We start from the raw sequence: 19,450 nt of genomic DNA, 5'->3' as shown, positions 1-19,450 counted from the left end.
GCTTACTCGGCGGCTTCGGTGACGCCCGCAAGGATTTCGCGGATTTCAGCCTCTTTGATATCGTCATGCTCGGCGATCACCACCAGACGCGAGCGGCGCTCTTCGCCGGGCTCCCACGGACGGTCATACTGGTGACGCACACGCGCGCCGACGGCTTGAACCAGCAGGCGCATTGGCTTGCCCTGAACAGCGGCATAGCCTTTGACGCGCAGGATGTTCAGTTCTTTGGCAAGACGTTCGATTTTCGCGACCAGATCGGCCGGGTCGGTCTGTTCCGGCAGCTCGACGATGATGCTTTCGAAATCATCGTGCTCGTGATCATGGTGGCCATCATGATGGCTGGGCCGAGCCTCCATGTCATCCTCGGCGGCAGCCTCAAGACCCAGCACGACGCGCACGTCCACAACGCCTTCGGCCACTTCGACGACCGGCAGAGGGCGCGGGGCCTCTGCGGCGATGATCTCTTTGGCTTTGGCGACACCTTCGGGGCCGGCCAGATCAGGCTTGGTCAGCAGGATGATATCGGCGCAGGAGATCTGATCCTCGAACACCTCGGACAGAGGCGTTTCGTGGTCGATGGAGTCGTCGGCCAGACGCTGGGCATCCACCGCCGCGACATTCGGGGCAAAGCGACCGGCGGCAACAGCCTCGGCGTCGGCCAGCGCGATCACGCCGTCAACGGTGATCTTGGATCGGATATCGGGCCAGTCGAACGCTTTCAGCAGCGGCTTGGGCAGCGCCAAACCGGAGGTTTCGATCAGGATATGCTCGGGGCGCGGCTCCAGCGCCATCAGCGCCTCGATCGTGGGGATGAAATCATCGGCCACGGTGCAGCAGATGCAGCCATTGGCCAGTTCCATGATGTTTTCCGCCGGGCAATCGGGAATGGCGCAGGATTTCAGGATATCGCCATCCACGCCGACATCGCCAAACTCGTTGACCACAACGGCCAGACGCTTGCCCTGCGGGTTCTGCATCAGGTGGCGCACCAGCGTGGTCTTGCCCGAACCCAAAAAGCCGGTGATCACAGTAACGGGGAGTTTTTCCAAAGTGGACATGTCAGGCTCCAATCGGGGGGATGCGCGAGGCGCAGTTTTTGCGGAAGTGTTCGGGGCGCTCGCGCCATTTGACCAGACCGTCCTCGGAGGCCAGATACTTGGTGGCACCGTCTACGATCACGTCGACATGATCGACTTCGCTCAGGTTCTCATAAACAAAGGTCCAGCGTTCCGGCCCGCCGCGCAGCACGATGGAACAGCCCTGATCGCAATTCGACAGGCATTCGACGGCTCTCAGCGTTACGCCTTCGGGCAGATCGGCCTGTTCCAGCGCCTTGTGCAACAACGTGCCGGGGCGGTCTGCGTCATCTTCAACAGGTAGGCCGCGGCGGCAGGTGGTGCAAACCAGCAGCTCGACCGGAGCGGTCTCGGTCATGTCTCTCATCCCCCCAAATCCTCATCGTGGGGGACGGGGTTTCAAGCGGGTCGCATTTGACCCGACACCGGAACACCCCGTCCGGTTTCAATCGCGGGTGCTGGCAGGTCTCCCGGCTTGCGGATGTCAGGGCGATTGCCCTGCCGGATGTCCCGCCTTCCCGGCCTGTCTGGCCAGTGGCTTGGGCACCCTCTCCGGTCACGGTCGCGGGGGCGGCTGCGTTTGGCGGATGATCCGTTGACGCATTCCCTTTTCATCCTCGTGCAGAGGACACCAACGGATCGGACATGCGGCACCGGACAGGGGCTTGTCAAGCGAGTCGCAAGCATCTGTGAAGCAACGGTGGAAAAGCGACCTGTAAGCGTCGCTGGGCGGCATGACGAAGCCCGCAACCCCGTGCTGCCATGACCGAAACGGCGCAAACAGGGAGACGTGTCGCATGAGAGTGGGCTTTATCGGACTGGGCAATGTGGGCGGCAAACTGTCCGGGTCTTTGCTGCGCAACGGGATCGACCTGACGGTGCACGATCTGAACCCTGATCTGGTCGCGGGCTTCGTGGCGCAGGGGGCCAAGGCCGCCGAAAGCCCGGCCCAGCTGATGCGCGATTGCGACGCGGTGATCACCTGTCTGCCATCGCCTGCTGCCTCGGACGCCGTGATGCAGGAGATGCTGCCCGAAGTCGGCCCCGGCAAGATCTGGATGGAGATGTCCACCACCGACGAGGCCGAGGTCAAGCGGCTGGGTGCGCAGGTCATCGAACGCGGAGGGGCGGCAGTCGACTGCCCCGTCTCAGGCGGGTGCCATAGGGCGGCGACGGGCAATATCTCGATCTTCGCGGGCTGCGACCGTGCAACGTTCGAACGTATCCTACCCTTTCTGACCACGATGGGCCGCCGCGTGCTGCACACGGGCGCGTTGGGCTCGGCCTCGGTGCTTAAGGTGCTGACCAACTACCTGGCGACGGCAAACCTGATTACCTGCGCTGAAGCGCTCGTGACCGCCAAGGCCGCCGGGATGGACTTGAACACGACCTATGAGGCGATCAAGATTTCATCAGGTACTTCCTTTGTGCATGAGACCGAAAGCCAGGTGATCCTGAACGGATCACGCGACATTTCCTTTACGATGGACCTTGTGAAAAAGGATATCGGGCTGTTTCAGGACGTTGCTGACCGCGCCGGTGTACCGCTGGAGATCAACCCGGTCATGATCCAGATTTTCGAGGACGGAATTGCCCGCTATGGCGAGCGTGAATTGTCTCCCAACATCATCCGACGTCTGGAGGATGCAACCGGTCTAGACATCACAGCCTCCGGTTTTCCGCCCGAGATGGAGGACGACGAACCGGAAGAGCCCGGATGCGAGGTCATCCCTCAGGGGCGTGGGGCCGAATGACGCAAGCTGCGCGCCAGTGGAATAGTCTGTTTTGTAGAGAGAGTGGAGGCGAGTACCGGAATCGAACCGGTGTACACGGATTTGCAATCCGCTGCGTCACCACTCCGCCAACTCGCCTTTTCAAGTAAAATCAAATACTTGCTGTGGTGTGACAGGCGTTTTAACAGCTTTCTTCTGGGGCGTCCAGAGGGTTGCGGCGAAAATTCAGCAAGCGCAGGCGTGCCGTATCGGAAACAGGTTCACTTTCTTGTTCTGCAACAAAAGTTTCGATGCCTGAGCCGTTGCCGGTTTTATCCGGATATGGCACAAGCCCAGCATCCAAGGGAATAGAACGAGCGATCCAATGACAGATTTTGCAGCCCGGCGCCGCACTATGGTCGATACGCAAATCCGGCCTTCTGATGTCACGAAATTTCCGATTATCGATGCGATGCTTAGCGTCAGGCGTGAAAACTTCGTGCCCGATGCGCAGCGCGAGGCAGCATATGTTGAAGGGCTGCTAGATCTGGGGAACGGTCGCTGCCTGCTGGAGCCTCGGACGCTTGCCAAAATGTTGGATGCGCTGAATATTTCCAATGATGAGGTCGTACTCGATATCGCGCCGGCGATGGGGTATTCTACTGCTGTTGCCGCAAAGATGGCGCAGCTTGTGGTTGCGGTGGAAGAGGATGAAGAACTCGCCACCGAGGCCCAAACCGTTTTGATGGAAGCAGACTCAGATAACGCAATCGTGCATGTCGGGCCTTTGGAGCAGGGTGCAACCGAACATGGCCCCTACGATGTCATCCTGATTCAAGGCGGGGTCGAGCATGTGCCTGACGCGTTGCTCGCGCAGCTCAAGGATCATGGCCGGATCGCATGCCTTTTCATGGATGGTGAATTGGGAACTGTTCGGATCGGCCACAAATCCGGCGAACGCGTGACTTGGCGCCACGCGTTTAATGCCAATGCCCCGGTTTTGCGCGCTTTTTCCACGGATCGTGTATTTTCGCTATAATTCCGGGACAGATTGTCCTGCCACCTTGATTAGTTGAACATAAACGCGCAAACTGTCCGCAGGGCTGCGTAATTTTGGTTTGAGAGGATTTCGTGATGAGTTCTACGGCGGGAGGAAAACTGGTCAAGGCGTTGGCGCTGACGGCCGGTATCGCGCTTAGTGTTGTGCCAAGTCGGGGCGCATGGGCAGACAATCTGACAGACGCGTTCATTGGTGCTTATAACACCAGCGGGCTGTTGGAACAAAACCGGGCCTTGCTGCGTGCTGCCGACGAAGATGTGGCGATCGCATTGGCCGCGCTGCGTCCGATCATCAACTTTGCCGCTCAGGTCAGCCAGGATTATACCCGCTCGACCATTGACGATGTGACGGTCCGAAATGAACCTTCTACGTTCTTTGCTGGTCTGACGCTTAGTCAGCTGATCTACGATGGTGGCTTTTCGGTTCTGGGCAAGCAATCGGCGCAAGAAATCGTTCTGTCCACACGTCAAAGCCTGATTGATGTGGAACAGGCCGTGCTGTTCCGAGCCGTAAATGCTTATTTGGCCGTTGTTCTTCAGGAAGAAACCGTTCAGATTCAATTGAACGATGTGGAAGTTTCTGCCGAGGAACTCCGCGCTTCGCAGGACCGTTTCGATGTGGGCGAGGTGACGCGCACGGACGTGGCGCTGTCGCAGGCGCAGCTTGCCAGCGCTCAGGCGGAACTGTCCGTTGCGCGCGGGAACCTGAGCACGGCGCAGGCCGAATACGTTAACGCCGTAGGTAAAGCGCCGGGCGCGACGGCTGGTCAGCCCAGCCTGCCCAACCTGCCGCGGTCAGAGGCGGAGGCGATTGCCCTGGCTCAGCGCAACCACCCGGCGATCCTGTCATCTCAGCATGAGGTTCGTGCCTTTGATCTGGCCGTTCTTCAGCAGCGTGCAAACCTTGGCCCGAATGTTACTTTGAACGCGGATGCCGGGATTACCGAAAGCTACGACAACGACGATTCAATCGAAGACGCGACGGTCGCTTTGACCTTCACTCAGCCGATCTATGCTGGTGGCGCCTTGGCCGCGCAGGTCCGTCGTGCAATGGCGACCCGTGACGCGTCCCGCGCGAACCTGCTGAACGTACAGAAAGATATCACGCAAGGCGTTTCCGTGGCTTATGCCAACTTCCAGGCTGCATCGGCCAGCCTGCGCGCTTCGACCGAGCAGGTGCGAGCTTCTCAAGTGGCCTTTGACGGCATCCGGGAAGAGGCGACCTTGGGCGCTCGGACGACGCTGGATGTTCTGAACGCACAGCAAGACCTGCTGGATGCGCAGCTCAATGAGGTTGCATCGCGCACCGAACGGTCGCTGGCTGCCTATCAGTTGTTGCAGGCGCAAGGTCTTTTGACGGCCGAGCGTTTGGGGCTGGCCGTGCAAATTTATGACCCGACGCTGTATTACAATCTGGTCAAGAAAGCACCGGCACAGGTTAGCAAGCAGAGCAAGGATCTGGATCGGGTACTCAAGGCCCTGCGCCGCGACTAACCCAGGTCACAATCTGTTGTGAGGGCCGAAGTGTTTGGCTACACTCGATTCTGAGGAAAGAGTGGTAGAGAAGAATGACGGATAAAGTCGTAGACGGGAGAGTAGAGGACGTTTTGTCCTCTATCAAACGCCTGGTCGGTGAAGAAGGCCGCAAAATCCCCGATCTCGTTCCGTCTTCTTTGGCACGAAAGCCCGGTAGATTGGTTTTGACGGACGCACTGCGAGTCGAGGATAATGAGGACGGTAAACCCATTGCAGACCCGGTGGTGGATGCGTCAGTCAAACCTATGGTTCTGCGCGCCCGGGATGCAGTAGAGAGTGAGGCGTCGCAACCCGTCCCAACCCCAGAGAAAGTTCCGAGTTTCAGCCTGAGTTCCAAGATAGAAGCGCTGGAGGCGGCGATTGCCCGCACCGAGGATCAGTGGGAACCCGACGGTGATAGCGATGACGCCTATTCTGGAACTCCGACCCGTGCTTTGGGTTGGAGCGTCGGGAACGAAGCCAAAGAGGATGAAGTGGTGGAAGAGGGGCTCTCGGACACCAAAGCAACCTTCATCCGTGACCCCGAGGTCATCGCGGCGACCGAGGCTGAAGAACAGCCTGAACCTCCTGCGATGGATGAAGACGCGTTGCGCCAGCTTATCGCGCAGGTCGTGCGGGAAGAGCTTCAGGGCGTGCTGGGCGAACGCTTCACCCGCAACGTGCGAAAAATGGTCCGGCGCGAGATTTATCGGGCTTTGGCTGAGGTGGAATCCAGCTAGACGCTAGGCCCGGCAGGGCTGTTGCGCCAGTTCCAAAAGCTGATCCAAATCCATATGCTGCTCAAGATGGTCGGCCAATGCGTCCAGCGTCTCGTCCACGCCGTCCTCGTAATTGATCTCTGAGACAGCCCCCAATTCCGACAGGTAACGCGCGCGGAACGCATCGGACGAAAATATCCCGTGCAGATAGCTGCCGCGAATACGTCCAGTTTTGTCTGCGGCACCCTCGGGCCGACCTTCAACCTCCAGCCAAGCGCGGGCGCAGTCGGGGCCCTCGGTCCGGCCCATATGGATTTCATAGCCTGACACCGGTTCTTTGCCGGGAACCGCATGCGCCTGCCGCAACGTGACCTGCTTCTGGCCAGCCATGATGGTATCGACGTCCAGCAAGCCCAGCCCATCGACTGTTCCTGGTCGACCATCGACGCCGCCGGGATCGGAGATGGTATTGCCCAGCATCTGATACCCGCCACACAGGCCCAAAACATGACCACCGCGCCGCACATGGCCATAGAGGTCCACATCCCACCCCTGCGCCCGGAAAAAGGTCAGGTCGCCGATAGTGGATTTACTGCCTGGCAGCAGCACGAGGTCCGCATCGCCGGGCAGGGGGCGCCCCGCAGGGACGATCTCGACCGTGATGCCTGGTTCAGCCGAGAGCGGGTCCAGATCGTCAAAATTGGCCATCCGCTCAAGTTGCGGCACCACCACTTTGCAGGTCCCGCCCGCGTGAGAGCGGATGTCCATCATATCCTCGGCAGGCAGTTTCCATGCGTCGTTGAACCACGGCACGACACCCATGCAGGTCCAACCGGTCCGCGCTGCGATATCGTCACGCCCTTCATCGAAAAGGGACACATCACCTTTGAAGCGGTTCACCGCAAAGCCCTTGATCATCGCTAGATCGCTGGCTTCCAGCACCGCCTGCGTGCCTACAATCTGTGCGATTACACCGCCGCGGTGAATGTCGCCGACCAGCACGACCGGCACACCTGCGGCGCAGGCAAAGCCCATATTGGCAATATCTCCCTTACGCAGGTTGGTTTCAGCCGGACTGCCTGCGCCCTCGACCAGAACCAGATCGGCATCCGCACAGAGCCGGTCAAAGCTTTCCAGCGTAGCCCCCAGCAGCTTGGATTTGCCCTTGCGGTAGTCACCCGCCTTCATCGTTCCAGCCCGCTGCCCCTGCACGATGATCTGCGCCCCCGTGTCGGTTTCGGGTTTGAGCAGAATCGGGTTCATATCCGTATGCGTCGGCCTGTTCGCTGCCCACGCCTGAAGCGCCTGCGCGCGCCCGATCTCGCCGCCGTTTTCGGTTACGGCGGCGTTGTTTGACATGTTCTGCGGCTTGAACGGAGCCACGCGCAGCCCGCGTCGTGTATAGGCGCGAGCCAGCCCGGCCACCAAAACCGATTTACCCACATTGCTGCCGGTACCCTGAATCATGATGGCGCGAACCATGCTTGTTCTCCTATAACCTGACGGGCACATGACCCGATTTGACGGCGGAGGAAAAGCCCCCGATGAACACGCCAGCCCATCTTTTGATCGGAGCCGCCGCCTTTGCGCGCCCGTCCTATGGCCGAACTCTGCGTGCCGTTCTGATTGGGTCGGTGCTGCCGGACCTGTCGCTCTATCTGATGGCGGGGGTGTCGCTGTTCATTCTGAACATCCCCGAGCAAGTGGTGTTCGGGCAGCTTTATTATTCCGACGCGTGGCAGACCGTTTTTGCCATCGACAACTCGTTTCTAGTCTGGGGGCTGGCACTGGCCATCGGGGTATTGCTGCGCGCGCGTTTGCTGGTGCTGGGCGCCTCGGCCGGGTTGCTGCATCTGGGTACCGATTTTCTGCTGCATGCAGGGGATGGACGGGCGCAGTTTTGGCCGCTGAGCAATTGGGTCTTTCACAGCCCGATCAGCTATTGGGACAGCGCCCATCACGCGCAATGGGTCGTGCCCTTGTCGATCACAGCCTGCGCGGTGTCATATATCGCGCTTTGGCGGCGCGGGTTGACCCTTCCGACAAAGATCTTCTTCGCAGCTTTGCTTGCAGCCGAAGTCTGGGTCGCTCGGCAGTGGCTGTTGTTTTTCTGACGTTGGTTTAGCCAAAAGAAAAGCGCGCTCTGGCAGTCAGAGCGCGCTTTTTCTCAAAGGCAGCAGTTCAGATCAGGCGGCTTCGGCCTGCTGAGCAGCGTTACGGCGTTCGCTTTCCTCGCGCGACAGCGCGACCGAGGTGCGCACACCGCGCCCCACGAATTCCATCAGGCCGCTGACAACCCGCTCATTGGGGTCGATACCCGCGCAGGACAGCACCTCGCGGCCATCGCGAGAGCGGGCCCAGCGGGCGATTTGTTCGGGGCCATTGCCGTATTTCTTGTCATCGGCAATTGCATCATCCAGCGCAGCCAGAACGACGGCTGCAAAAAGTTTGCGCGCACGGTTGCCTTGCTCATTGTTAAAGGCGGTGCCGTCAACGAAATCTCTCATCTCGTCTTCCTTGTTGTTCTTGCTCTTGCATTTTCGGCGTGACGGTCCTTATGACCTATAAAGTGTGATTCGGATACAGCTAATATGCATAGTTGCGTTGCGTCACTCGCATAGCTTGCTGCATGTGCAGCACTAGGTCTCGTTGTCTTGCCAGGTGTGGTCACGCCAGATATAGGAAGCGCAACTGACGCATCAACCGTTTGTGAAGGATTTATGTCATGCCCAAGATAAATGGGAACGAAATTCGCCCCGGCAATGTGCTTGAGCATAATGACGGCCTGTGGGCAGCCGTAAAAGTCGATCACGTAAAACCTGGAAAAGGCGGCGCTTTTGCGCAGGTCGAGCTGCGTAACCTGCGCAACGGGTCGAAACTGAACGAACGGTTCCGCTCGGCGGACAAGGTCGAGCGTGTGCGGCTGGAACAGAAGGATCAGCAGTTCCTCTACGAATCCGACGGCATGCTGGTGTTCATGGATTCCGAGACCTATGAGCAGATCGAACTGCCATCGGAACTGCTGGGCGAACGTCGCCCGTTTCTGCAGGACGGCATGACCATTGTGGTTGAGTTCTACGAAGCAGAGGCCCTGAACGCCACGCTGCCCCAGAAAGTGACCTGCAAGATCGTCGAAACCGAGCCGGTCGTCAAAGGTCAGACCGCTGCGAACTCGTTCAAACCGGCCATTCTGGACAATGGCGTCAAGGTCATGGTGCCGCCCTTCATCGGTCAGGATGAGATGATCGTAGTGAACACCGAGACTATGGAATATTCCGAGCGCGCGTAAGCTGCACTGAAATCGCCAAGAGGCCGCGTTAGCCAAGGCTACGTGGCCTTTTTTATGTGCGGCGCTTGATACGGCGGTATTGCTCGGGGTGGGGGCCGAACAGTTCCAGCATCAGCTCATACTTGATGCGGTTGGCGCTGACCTGGCGGTAGAAGGCGATCAGAAACGCGGTCGGTCCCTGGATCCGGGCCAGCCCGCTTGTTGCGGCAACCACGGTGCCGACATCGGTGCGCCCTTGCAGAACCAGCCAACCGCCCAGCATCAGTATGCCAACGGTGCCTGCGCCGTTGATGACGCTGAGCAGGAATTTGGCAGAAAGCTTCCAGAGAAACATCCGGCGGCGGGTTTCATAGATGTCGTCGAACTGCGCCTCGACCTCACGCGCAGCGGCGTCGATCTGGGCCGAAGTCAGCCGGTCCGTGGCGCTGCGCAGAATGCGCACGCGTTCAGCCACAAAGACATTAACTTTGCGTTGCGACACCAGCACGATGACGATCTGCGGCACGATCATCGAAAAAGCGATCAGTCCCAGCCCCGGCTGTGTGGAGGAGATATATCCTATCACGCTGATCAACGTTCCGATCTGCACGACCGGGTCGGAAAACGCACCACCTGCGAATTTGCCGAGCTCTTCCGCTTCGGCCGAGATGGCGGTGGTCATGGTCCCCTTGCGCACGTCCTCGCCCGTTTCGTTCAGATCAGCAGACCTGACCAGCAGCCGCTGACGGATAAGGCGGATCATGTCTTCGCCCAGCGTGCCCGAGCGGTATCCCAGCACCCATTTCAACCCGAGGCTCAGCAGGATAACCCCCATCATCCCCGCGCCCAGCAACATCAGGTGATCGGCATCAATATTGGCCGAGGTCAGGTGGTTGACGATATCGCGTTGAAATTCCAGTGGGACGGCGGCAAGGGCGGCCACCGCAATGGACAGGGCGATCAGGATGATCTGTCGCCCGGCGCTGGCGCGCCAGATCGCTCTGTATAGCTTGAACATACCCGCACCCGTGTTGGTCCCGTCGGTATTGTGACAGCGCCAGGGTGGGGGTGGCAATCTTTACCCGCGGTGATCGGGTTCAGCCGTGCCGATTGCGCAACAATTCAACTGCTTAGCCGAACCGTCGCTGCGTCGGCCTGCATATCGCCGGTTGCGCGATCCAGCCGCAGATACGCGATGGCAGCGCCGCCCGACTGAGTGAACAACGTCCCAACAGGTTTGCCACCTGCGTTGATTTCCGTTCCGACCGGGGCGCTGCCGTCGATCAGCACCCTGCGCAGACCTTTGCGCAGCTCGGTCTTGTGCTTCATGCGGGCGGTGACCTCTTGCCCGACATAGCAGCCCTTCTTGAAATCGACGCCGTTCAGCGCTTCGAACCCGGATTCGAGGATGTAGCTGTCTGGGGTCAGCTCAACGCCCGTCTCAGGGATGCAATTTCGCACACGGATGGCGTCCCAATCGGTGCCGTCGTCGCTTTCAGAAGCAGCGCTATACGTCCGCCAGCCCATGTCATTGTGGCGTGGGTCGGGCAGGGCGCTGTCGGGCGCAGGGCCGGTGCCGCGTTGCAGATTCAACCCGCTGTCCGCGATCGTGACGTCCGCGCGCAGCTTGTACATGCTCAGACGCTTGACCAGCCCGTCCGCCAGAGTTTCTGCCACGTCCAGCAGGACAGCGTCGCCCCGACGCGTCAGAAAGAAATCGGCAAGGTATTTGCCCTGCGGCGTCAGCAGCGCTGCATAGACCAACCCGCCCTGCATCCCGGCGATATCGTTTGTCACCAGCCCTTGCAGGAAACTGTCAGTGTCCGCGCCACTCAGGCGCAGGATGCGGCGATTGGGCATGGGGGTGTCCTCGTGCTTTCCCTCGGCTTCGTGATATAGGAGTTCGCGCCGACAAGACCAGAGGGTAATCCACGTGCCAGCACCGATCTCGATCGTCATCCCAACCCTGAATGCGGCTCAGACCCTACCCGCAACGCTTGAGGCGTTGATGGAAGGGCTGCATACCGGCCTGATCCGGGAGTTGATCGTTTCGGACGGTGGATCGACGGACCAAACCCTAGAGATCTCGGATGAGGCCGGGGCTGAAATCGTGTCCGGTGCCGCGTCGCGCGGTGGTCAGTTGCGCCGGGGGTGTGCCGAGGCCAAGGGCGAGTGGCTGCTGGTGTTGCACGCCGACACCGTATTGCAGCAGGGCTGGACCAAAGTGGTTGGGGATCATCTGCGACATGGCGCCCCGGGGGTCTTCCGGCTGGCGTTTTCTGCCTCGGGTTTTGCCCCGACATGGGTGGCGGGTTGGGCCAACCTGCGCAGCCGGATATTTGGCTTGCCCTATGGCGATCAGGGGTTGCTGGTTCCGCGCCGCCTGTATGAAAAGGCGGGAGGGTTCCCGGATCAGCCATTGATGGAGGACGTGGCGTTGGTGCGTCGCCTTGGCCGCATCACTCTGTTGCCGGTCCGGGCCTTTACGAGTGCGGACCGATACCAGAAGGCGGGTTGGCTGCGTCGAGGGACGCGGAACCTTTGGACTCTGACACGGTATTTTCTTGGCGCGGACCCAGAGCGACTGGCTCAGGCGTATCGGCGCTGAAGGCGGTTCGTAGTTCCACAAGCGATTTGCCCAGTCGGAACGGTGCAGCAAAGCTGACCAGACATAGGGCGATGATTTGCAACACCAATATATGCGCGTTGGCCTGTAGATATTCCCATTCGTCTTTCAACTTCCCGACTTGCGCAATCAGATCCTCGTAGCTTCGGGCTAGGATCAGATAGTCCCCGGCAATCGCAGGCACCTTGCGGCGCATATTGTCGATGGCAATCTGGGTTTTGTCGTCCACGGTCGTAAAAACCAGAAATTGGTCGATATCGAAAGCGCTGGCTTTTTCGGCCATCGCGCGTGCGTCGTCCATTTCGTCCTTGGCCTGACGTCCGAACAGGAAGTGCAGTCCTTGCAGCGGCGCGACCTCGTTGGTCACGGCGATAAACAGGGGCAGGTCAGCGTTGCTGGCCGTAGACGCTGACAGGAATTCCACCTTTTCGCACAGAACGCCGATATCATCGTCGTAGGCGGGATCACAAAAGCGCAACCGAAAGCGCGCAGCGTCCCGGTCAAAGGCCAGTGTAGCTGCGTAGGCCACGTCGATTTGTCGGTCGAGACGAGAACTGTCTGCAGTGTAAAGACCTGCCAAAACGGCAACCAATGCGCCGATGCCACCCAACACGACCCAGACCAGATCGGCCAGTTTCCACGCCCGATGCCCCGCCGGTTTGCGGAACAGAAACCCGGTGCCCACGAGTCCGATCAGAAAAAACAGGATCAGAAGCGGCAGTTGATTATCGGCGACAAAACTCATGCCCATAAAGTGAACGCGCGGCCCCGCAGTGGCAACACTGATCACGGGCAGTTGTAAATTATAGCAATTTCAGATGTTAAGAACCCGAGTTTTGACCGAACTTGCGGAACAGCTTGGTACGGTCAAAGGCGGCCTCAAGTTCGTCGGTGCGGTCTTTGACCGAATCCCAAAGGCGTTCCTGAACCTCGGCGATGGCGCACTCCATCAGCGTCAGGATCGACGCCATCGAATCCCACGCTGACGGTACCGCAATCCGTGCGGCAAAGGTATGTTTGGCCAGTCGGTGAATGGGCGAGCGCCACTGGTCTGTGAACAGCACAATCTCGGCCCCGCGTTCCTGACAGAGCTGCCCGATCAGCATGGTCGAGTTCTCGTAGCGCCGCACGTCCAGCGCGATTAGGACATCATCCTTGCGTACATCCAGCAGATCATGTGTCCACGACGCAGCCACCGGTAACATTCGGACGTCGGGACGGATCATTTGCAAATGCAGGTACAGGTACTGCGCCATTGTACCTGTGATGCGTCCTCCGGTGATGAAAATACGTCGGTTGGGATCGGATAACAGGTTGCAAAAACTGTCAAACTCGGCTGGATCGACCTCATCAATCGTGCGCTTTTGGTTGGCGAGGGATTGCTGGGAGTAGCGGTTGAGGATGTGTTCTTCGGGCAGATCGTTTTGCCAGACATCACGCTTGGCGATGGGGCCCGAGATCATCTCTTTTACTTCGCCCCGCAGGGCGGCCTGAAATTGTGGATAGCCGTCAAATCCGGTCTTTTGCAGCATCCGTGCCACCGTGGTGGTCGAGACCGAGGCGGTGCTGGCCAGTTCAGTAATGCTGCCCAAGCCTGCCATGGGATAGTCATCCAGGAGCACACTGACAAGTTGCCGTTCCGAAGGCGTCATCTTGTCCCGATGGGCCAGCAGCCTGTCCGTCACCCGCACTAAACGATCCTCCTGTATGCGACAAAGGCATAATGTGAATAATTTTTCATCAAGATCAAGTCTGGAGAAAATTGTACAGGAAAATTATTGACAGGTGATCGACGTGTGTGGAAATTTTTCCACAAAGAAGATTCTGGGAATCGCGGGGCGATAGGTTGGATTTCGGCACAGTTGTTCACACTGACTTGGCAGGCAACGCCCCGAAGGTGGTGTTGGTCTGCGAACACGCGTCGAACCGCATCCCTGCGTTTCTGGGCGACATGGGCCTAGGCGCCGAGGCGCGCGACAGTCACATCGCATGGGACCCCGGCGCATTGGCCGTGGCCCGGATGATGTCTGCCGAACTCTCGGCACCGCTGGTTCATGGTGGTGTGTCGCGGCTGGTCTATGACTGCAACCGCCCCCCCGAAGCGCCGGGCGCCATGCCCGTCCGGAGCGAGGACTACGACATCCCCGCAAATGCCCAGATGTCGGATGAAGAAAGGCAGGCCCGTGTCCACGGGGTCTATGACCCGTTTCGACAAGCCTTGTCGGCTGTGATTGACCGCAACCGCGCCTCACTGGAGTTGCTGGTGACGATCCATAGCTTCACGCCAATTTATCACGGACAAAAACGTCAGGTCGAGCTTGGCATACTGCACGGAGTCGATGATCGGTTTGCCGCTGCGATGATGGCAACGAAAGCCGTTGAGAACCCGTATATCACGCGACTGAACGAGCCGTATTCGGCCAAGGACGGCGTGGCCCACACATTGGATGTGCAGGCATTGCCCAATGGTTTGCTGAACGTGATGATCGAAATCCGTAACGACTTGATCCGCACGCCTCAGCAGCACGCAACCGTCACCAACTGCCTTGTCCCGTGGATCAAGCGGACCTTGGCGACCTTCGAAGAAAGGGCGGCCGAGTGATCCGGGCGATGAGCATATATGTCCGCGTCGTTGACGCGATCAACTACCGGATCGGGCGGGTGATGATGTGGGGTCTGTTCGCGATGATGGGCATCCTGCTGTGGTCGTCGATCTCGAAAACCTTCTTTCTGCCGTCGCTGTGGACCCTGGAAATGGCGCAATTTGCCATGGTGACCTATTACATCATGGGCGGGCCGTATTCGATCCAGCTGGGTTCGAACGTACGGATGGACCTGTTCTATCACAACTGGAGTCACAAGAAGAAAGCGTGGTTCGACGCCTTCACAGTGCTGCTGTTGATTCTGTATCTGGGCGTGCTGTTCTATGGCGGCTTGGGCTCGACCGCCTACAGCCTTGGGTATTGGGGCACGGAACCCGTGGCCTATTTCACCGGTCTTCTGACCGGCAGTGAAGAGGTTGGGCGGCTCGAGCGTTCCTCGACCGCGTGGCGGCCTTATATCTGGCCGATCAAATCGATCATGACGCTGGGCTTTTTCCTGATGCTGCTGCAGGCGATATCGGAATTTTTCAAAGACATAGCCCGGATCAACGGGCAGGAAATCGGGGTCGCTCGGGCATGAGCCAGGAATATATCGCCATTTTCATGTTCGCCTCGATGATGCTGATGCTTTTCACAGGTCAGCGCGTCTTTGGCGCAATCGGAGCGGTTGCTACCGTTGCCGCGCTGGCCCTGTGGGGAACAGGCGGGCAGGACATTACATTTTCAGCCGCCATGAAGCTGATGAAGTGGTATCCACTGCTAACGCTGCCGATGTTCATCTTCATGGGCTACGTGTTGTCAGAAAGCCGTCTGGCCGATGACCTCTATCGGATGTTCCATGTTTGGATGGGGCCGGTGAATGGCGGGTTGGCAATTGGTACGATTGGCCTGATGGTGCTGGTTTCGGCCATGAACGGGCTCAGCGTGGCGGGGATGGCGATTGGCGCGACCATTGCGCTGCCGGAATTGCTGCGGCGGGGCTACGACAAGACGATGGTGACGGGGGTCATTCAGGCGGGGTCCAGTCTGGGAATTCTTGTGCCGCCTTCGGTGGTTCTGGTGCTCTATGCGATGATCGCGCGGCAGCCGGTAGGGCAGTTGTGGCTGGCAGGGATCGTGCCCGGCCTGCTGATGGCAGGAATGTTCATTCTGTATATCTGGATCCGCTGCCGCATTCAGCCGCATCTGGGCCCCGCAATGGAAGATGCGCATGAGGTCCCGCGGGCCGAGAAAATCCGCCTGCTGGGCGCGGGTGCGCTGCCGCTGATCATCTTTGCCGCTATGATGGTGCCCTTTGTGAATGGCTGGACCTCGCTGGTCGAAAGCTCGGCCATCGGGGCGCTGACGGCGCTGGTCGTGTCGGTGCTGAAACGGCGCATGACGTGGAAGATTTTCGAGGATTGCACCAAGCAGACGTTGGCGATTTCATGCATGTTTATGTGGATCATCCTTGCCGCCCTTGGCTTTGGCGCAGTGTTCGACGGGCTGGGTGCGGTGAAAGCCATCGACAACCTGTTCACCGATCAACTGGGCCTGTCGCCCTGGGTGATTCTGATCCTGATGCAGCTCAGCTTTATCGTCATGGGCACATTCCTGGACGACACGGCGATGCTGGTCATCGTGGCTCCACTCTATGTGCCGCTGGTGGGGGCGCTGGGCTTTGACCTGATTTGGTACGGGGTGCTGTATACGATCACCACCCAGATCGCCTACATGACGCCGCCCTTCGGGTATAACCTGTTTCTAATGCGCGCCATGGCCCCGCCCGAGATCACTCTGCGCGACATCTACCGGTCGATCTTCCCATTTGTGGCGGTGATGGTGCTGGCGCTGACGATCATCATGATCTTCCCGGAACTGGCCTTGTGGCTGCCCGGATATGTTTACGGAAATTAACAAGAATGCCCGCTCAAGAGGCACAAGAACCTGCAACAGAGAGGAAATGACATGACAACAAGACGTAAGTTTCTGAAAACAGCCGGGGTCGGCGTTGCCGCTGCCCCTCTGGCCACGCCCGCGCTGGCGCAGAGCACGATCACATGGCGGATGCAGACCTATGCCGGTCCAGCTTTGGCGGCCCATGTGATCGACCCAGCGATCGAGATGTTCAACAAGATCGCCGGCGACCGGATGCAGATTGAGCTGTTCTATGCTGATCAGCTGGTCCCGACTGGAGAGCTGTTCCGCGCCATGCAGCGCGGCACCATCGACGCGGTGCAATCCGATGATGACTCGATGGCATCTCCCACCGAAGTCACCGTGTTCGGTGGCTATTTCCCGTTTGCTTCCCGCTACTCGCTGGACGTGCCGGTGCTGTTCAACCAGTACGGCCTGAACGAGATCTGGGATGAGGAATATTCCAAGGTCGGCGTCAAGCATATCAGCGCCGGTGCATGGGATCCTTGCCACTTTGCCACCAAAGACCCGATCAACAGCCTGGCCGATCTGCAGGGCAAACGCGTCTTTACCTTCCCAACGGCGGGCCGCTTCCTAAGCCAGTTCGGCGTTGTACCGGTCACTCTGCCCTGGGAAGACATCGAGGTTGCGGTGCAAACCGGCGAGTTGGACGGCATCGCGTGGTCAGGCATCACCGAGGACTACACCGTGGGTTGGGCTGATGTGACCAACTATTTCCTGACTAACAACATCTCGGGCGCATGGGCAGGATCGTTCTTTGCCAATATGGACCGCTGGAACGAACTGCCGGAAGACCTGCAGACCCTGTTCCGCGTTTGCTGTGACCAATCGCACTACTATCGCCAGTGGTGGTATTGGGGTGGCGAGGCCAGCCTGCGCGTGAATGGCGATAAGATGGAACTGACCTCGATCCCGGACGCCGAATGGGCGCAGGTCGAAGAAGCAGCCGTTGCCTTCTGGGATGAAATCGCAGCCGAGTCCGAGACCAAGGCCAAGGTTGTCGAGATCTTCAAGCAGTACAACGCCGACATGCTCAAGGCCGGACGGCCTTATCGCTACGGCTAAATTCAACGCGATTTCGGCGCGCGGCCTCGGTCGCGTGCCGGTATTGGACCTCTGGAACCCCGATCCCCGATGCTAGGCTTGCCTCTGAAACAGACAAGAACACTCTGGTCGCGCCTTGGCGTGAACCGGGTCAGAGGAGTATAGGCCAATGGCTATTGCGGGGTTCCTGATCGAGATTTTTGCGGCGACCATGTTGCTGCTGTTTGCGGTGCGGCTGGTCCGCACGGGCATCGAAAGACGCTTTGGCGCATTGTTCCAGTCGCTGTTGACGCGACACTCGAACACCTTTGTTGCCGGTGGGGCCGGTATGGTTCTGGCCACGATCCTGCAAAGCTCGGCGGCGGTAACGGTTTTGCTGACCGGTTTTGCCGCGGCAGGCATGGTCAGCTTTGGCCTTGCGTTGGCCGGGGTGCTGGGCGCGGATCTGGGTGCAGCGCTTGTCATTCAGGTTCTGTCTTATGATCTGGGCTGGCTGCAGCCCGTGCTGCTGGCGCTGGGCGGGTGGTTGTACCTCAAGTCCGACCGCGCCAATGTGCGGCTGATCGGGCGCATTGTTCTGGGCATCGCGTTCATTCTGGTTTCATTGCAGTTCTTGCGCGATGCGGTTGATCCGATCCGCGAGAGCGCCTTTTTGCCCGCCATCGCGGGCTATCTGGAAAGCGACTATTTCAGCGCCTTTATCGTGGGCGCGGTATTGGCCTTTGTCATGCACAGTTCGGTTGCGACGATCCTGATGTGCGTGACACTGGTTCAGATCGGAGCCATCCCTTTTGCTGCCGGGCTGTCGCTGGTTCTTGGGGCCAATCTGGGCTCGGCCTTTATTCCGATCTGGCTCACCCGTGACCTGACCGTTTCCGCGCGTCGTATTCCACTGGCCAACCTTCTGCTACGCGGCAGCGCGGCGCTGGTGATGCTGATTGTGGTCAACGTGACCGGCACGCATCAGACGCTGATGGTGGCGGGGGCAGGGCAGTCGTTGATCTTGGCCCATATCGGGTTCAACCTTGCCGTTTTTGTGCTGGCCACAGGGTTTGTGAACTGGCTGGAGCGTCCGGTGACACTGCTGCTGCCCGAGCCCGAGGTTAAGGCGCACCCGATGGACCACTTCTCGGACGCGCTTAGCCCACTGAACGATCCAAGCGCGTCGGGGGCGAACGTTGCGATGTCCTCGGTCCGGCATGAGCTGTTGCAGATGGTCACACAGGTTGAGCGCATGTTCCGCCCGGTTCTGGATATTTATGAGCAGGACGACAGCGATGCGATCTCGGCCCTGTGGCAGCAGGATGAACGGGTGAATGCACAGCTGACCGAAATCCGACGCTTTGTCGCCCGAATGCCGCGCCAAAACATGAGCAAGGCGCAGATCAAGGCGGCGCGCAGCCTGGTCGAATACGCGATCCGGCTTGAGGCGGCGGGCGACGTGGTGTCGAACCGCATGACCCGAACCGCGCAGATCAAACACACCGAACGCACCGATTTTTCGGCACAGGGCTGGAAAGAACTCAAGGATTTGCACGCGGCGGTGCTGGCCAGTTTCTCTCTGGCTCGTCATGTGCTGCTGGTGGATGACATGGATTGCGCCCGCCGTCTGGTGCTGGACAAAGCCGAGGTTAAGCGCCTGTCGCGGAACAGCCGAAAGGCGCATTTGAAGCGGCTTGAGAGGGGGCAGACCGAAAGCTTTGCCTCAAGCGATCTGCATCTTGAGACGTTGCGCGCCATGCGCGACCTGCACGGGCATATCGCCGCCATCGCCTATCCGATCCTCTACCAAAGCGGGCAGGTTCTGGAGACACGTCTGGTGACGGAAATGGATAACGAAACGGTCGAGGACTAAGGCCGAGGGCAAGAGCTTGGGACAACAGTCCCGGAAAGTGACAAAGGATGAACGGG

19 protein-coding genes, 1 tRNA gene and 1 riboswitch are annotated in these 19,450 nt (G+C 59.2%); of the genes, 12 read left to right on the top strand and 8 right to left on the bottom strand.

The features are described 5' to 3' along the window. Positions 1-2: 2 nt before the first annotated feature. Both cobW and GOV80_RS02485 read right to left on the bottom strand, forming a co-directional pair. Positions 3-1,058, bottom strand: coding sequence for a cobalamin biosynthesis protein CobW (gene cobW, locus GOV80_RS02490; RefSeq protein WP_170770244.1), 1,056 nt, complete (start codon positions 1,056-1,058; stop codon positions 3-5). Between the two features lies 1 nt (position 1,059). Next, positions 1,060-1,434, bottom strand: coding sequence for a DUF1636 family protein (locus GOV80_RS02485; protein ID WP_170782717.1), 375 nt, complete (start codon positions 1,432-1,434; stop codon positions 1,060-1,062). 85 nt (positions 1,435-1,519) lie between these two features. Further along, positions 1,520-1,727, bottom strand: a riboswitch (cobalamin riboswitch). Between the two features lie 146 nt (positions 1,728-1,873). Here GOV80_RS02485 and GOV80_RS02480 point away from each other — a divergent pair. After that, complete coding sequence (locus GOV80_RS02480; protein WP_170782716.1) at positions 1,874-2,830, top strand: NAD(P)-dependent oxidoreductase; 957 nt, start codon at positions 1,874-1,876, stop codon at positions 2,828-2,830. A 43-nt stretch (positions 2,831-2,873) separates the two neighbouring features. On the opposite strand, the gene GOV80_RS02475 is transcribed toward GOV80_RS02480, so the two are convergent. After that, a tRNA-Cys gene (locus GOV80_RS02475) sits at positions 2,874-2,947 on the bottom strand. Positions 2,948-3,173: 226 nt separating this feature from the next. Between GOV80_RS02475 and GOV80_RS02470 the strand changes: the two genes are divergently transcribed. The 3 genes from GOV80_RS02470 to GOV80_RS02460 all read left to right on the top strand — a co-directional run bounded on the left by GOV80_RS02470 (position 3,174) and on the right by GOV80_RS02460 (position 6,102). Then, a complete protein-coding gene (locus tag GOV80_RS02470; protein WP_170782715.1) occupies positions 3,174-3,827 on the top strand; it encodes a protein-L-isoaspartate O-methyltransferase family protein in 654 nt (217 codons plus the stop codon). Between the two features lie 95 nt (positions 3,828-3,922). Next, complete coding sequence (locus tag GOV80_RS02465; RefSeq protein ID WP_170782714.1) at positions 3,923-5,341, top strand: TolC family outer membrane protein; 1,419 nt, start codon at positions 3,923-3,925, stop codon at positions 5,339-5,341. 74 nt (positions 5,342-5,415) lie between these two features. Next, positions 5,416-6,102 (top strand): hypothetical protein, encoded by a 687-nt coding sequence (locus GOV80_RS02460; protein ID WP_170782713.1) that lies wholly within the window; start codon positions 5,416-5,418, stop codon positions 6,100-6,102. 3 nt (positions 6,103-6,105) lie between these two features. Here the strand turns inward: GOV80_RS02460 and GOV80_RS02455 are convergent, their stop codons facing one another. Next, positions 6,106-7,563, bottom strand: a complete 1,458-nt coding sequence (locus tag GOV80_RS02455) for a cobyric acid synthase (RefSeq protein WP_170782712.1) — start codon at positions 7,561-7,563, stop codon at positions 6,106-6,108. A 62-nt stretch (positions 7,564-7,625) separates the two neighbouring features. On the opposite strand from GOV80_RS02455, the gene GOV80_RS02450 reads away from it, so the two are divergent. After that, positions 7,626-8,195, top strand: coding sequence for a cobalamin biosynthesis protein CobQ (locus tag GOV80_RS02450; protein ID WP_170782711.1), 570 nt, complete (start codon positions 7,626-7,628; stop codon positions 8,193-8,195). A 72-nt stretch (positions 8,196-8,267) separates the two neighbouring features. On the opposite strand, the gene GOV80_RS02445 is transcribed toward GOV80_RS02450, so the two are convergent. Further along, positions 8,268-8,588 carry a DUF6280 family protein gene (locus tag GOV80_RS02445; protein WP_037310273.1) on the bottom strand — a complete coding sequence of 107 codons (321 nt, stop codon included), beginning with the start codon at positions 8,586-8,588 and terminating at the stop codon, positions 8,268-8,270. A gap of 218 nt (positions 8,589-8,806) precedes the next feature. On the opposite strand from GOV80_RS02445, the gene efp reads away from it, so the two are divergent. Continuing rightward, positions 8,807-9,370, top strand: a complete 564-nt coding sequence (gene efp / locus GOV80_RS02440) for an elongation factor P (RefSeq protein WP_170770260.1) — start codon at positions 8,807-8,809, stop codon at positions 9,368-9,370. A gap of 52 nt (positions 9,371-9,422) precedes the next feature. On the opposite strand, the gene GOV80_RS02435 is transcribed toward efp, so the two are convergent. Together GOV80_RS02435 and ygfZ are read right to left on the bottom strand one after the other, a co-directional pair. Continuing rightward, on the bottom strand, positions 9,423-10,367 hold the full coding sequence (locus GOV80_RS02435) for an ABC transporter transmembrane domain-containing protein (RefSeq protein WP_170782710.1): 945 nt from the start codon (positions 10,365-10,367) through the stop codon (positions 9,423-9,425). Between the two features lie 104 nt (positions 10,368-10,471). Continuing rightward, positions 10,472-11,209: a CAF17-like 4Fe-4S cluster assembly/insertion protein YgfZ gene (ygfZ, locus tag GOV80_RS02430; protein WP_170782709.1), complete on the bottom strand. Its 738-nt coding sequence runs from the start codon at positions 11,207-11,209 to the stop codon at positions 10,472-10,474. Positions 11,210-11,282: 73 nt separating this feature from the next. Here ygfZ and GOV80_RS02425 point away from each other — a divergent pair, with 73 nt between their 5' ends. After that, a complete protein-coding gene (locus GOV80_RS02425) occupies positions 11,283-11,957 on the top strand; it encodes a TIGR04283 family arsenosugar biosynthesis glycosyltransferase (RefSeq protein WP_170782708.1) in 675 nt (224 codons plus the stop codon). A gap of 839 nt (positions 11,958-12,796) precedes the next feature. Here GOV80_RS02425 and GOV80_RS02415 read toward each other — a convergent pair. Further along, positions 12,797-13,666, bottom strand: coding sequence for a MurR/RpiR family transcriptional regulator (locus GOV80_RS02415; protein ID WP_170770268.1), 870 nt, complete (start codon positions 13,664-13,666; stop codon positions 12,797-12,799). A 155-nt stretch (positions 13,667-13,821) separates the two neighbouring features. On the opposite strand from GOV80_RS02415, the gene GOV80_RS02410 reads away from it, so the two are divergent. From GOV80_RS02410 to GOV80_RS02390, 5 genes are all read left to right on the top strand, one after another. Continuing rightward, the gene (locus tag GOV80_RS02410) at positions 13,822-14,577 is read left to right on the top strand and encodes an N-formylglutamate amidohydrolase (RefSeq protein WP_170782707.1); all 756 of its coding nucleotides are present in this window, start codon (positions 13,822-13,824) and stop codon (positions 14,575-14,577) included. Between the two features lie 8 nt (positions 14,578-14,585). Beyond that, on the top strand, positions 14,586-15,158 hold the full coding sequence (locus GOV80_RS02405; RefSeq protein ID WP_170782706.1) for a TRAP transporter small permease subunit: 573 nt from the start codon (positions 14,586-14,588) through the stop codon (positions 15,156-15,158). After that, positions 15,155-16,474, top strand: coding sequence for a TRAP transporter large permease (locus tag GOV80_RS02400; RefSeq protein ID WP_170782705.1), 1,320 nt, complete (start codon positions 15,155-15,157; stop codon positions 16,472-16,474). The genes GOV80_RS02405 and GOV80_RS02400 overlap by 4 nt, the downstream gene beginning before the upstream one ends. A gap of 51 nt (positions 16,475-16,525) precedes the next feature. Then, positions 16,526-17,560, top strand: a complete 1,035-nt coding sequence (locus GOV80_RS02395; protein WP_170782704.1) for a TRAP transporter substrate-binding protein — start codon at positions 16,526-16,528, stop codon at positions 17,558-17,560. 148 nt (positions 17,561-17,708) lie between these two features. Continuing rightward, complete coding sequence (locus GOV80_RS02390; protein ID WP_170782703.1) at positions 17,709-19,394, top strand: Na/Pi cotransporter family protein; 1,686 nt, start codon at positions 17,709-17,711, stop codon at positions 19,392-19,394. Positions 19,395-19,450 lie beyond the last annotated feature (56 nt).

Origin of the sequence: Ruegeria lacuscaerulensis, assembly GCF_013034685.1 — a bacterium.
Classification (GTDB): Bacteria; Pseudomonadota; Alphaproteobacteria; order Rhodobacterales; family Rhodobacteraceae; genus Ruegeria; species Ruegeria lacuscaerulensis_B.
Note: the sequence above shows the minus strand (reverse complement) of the source record. Positions and strands in the feature narration are given on the sequence as shown.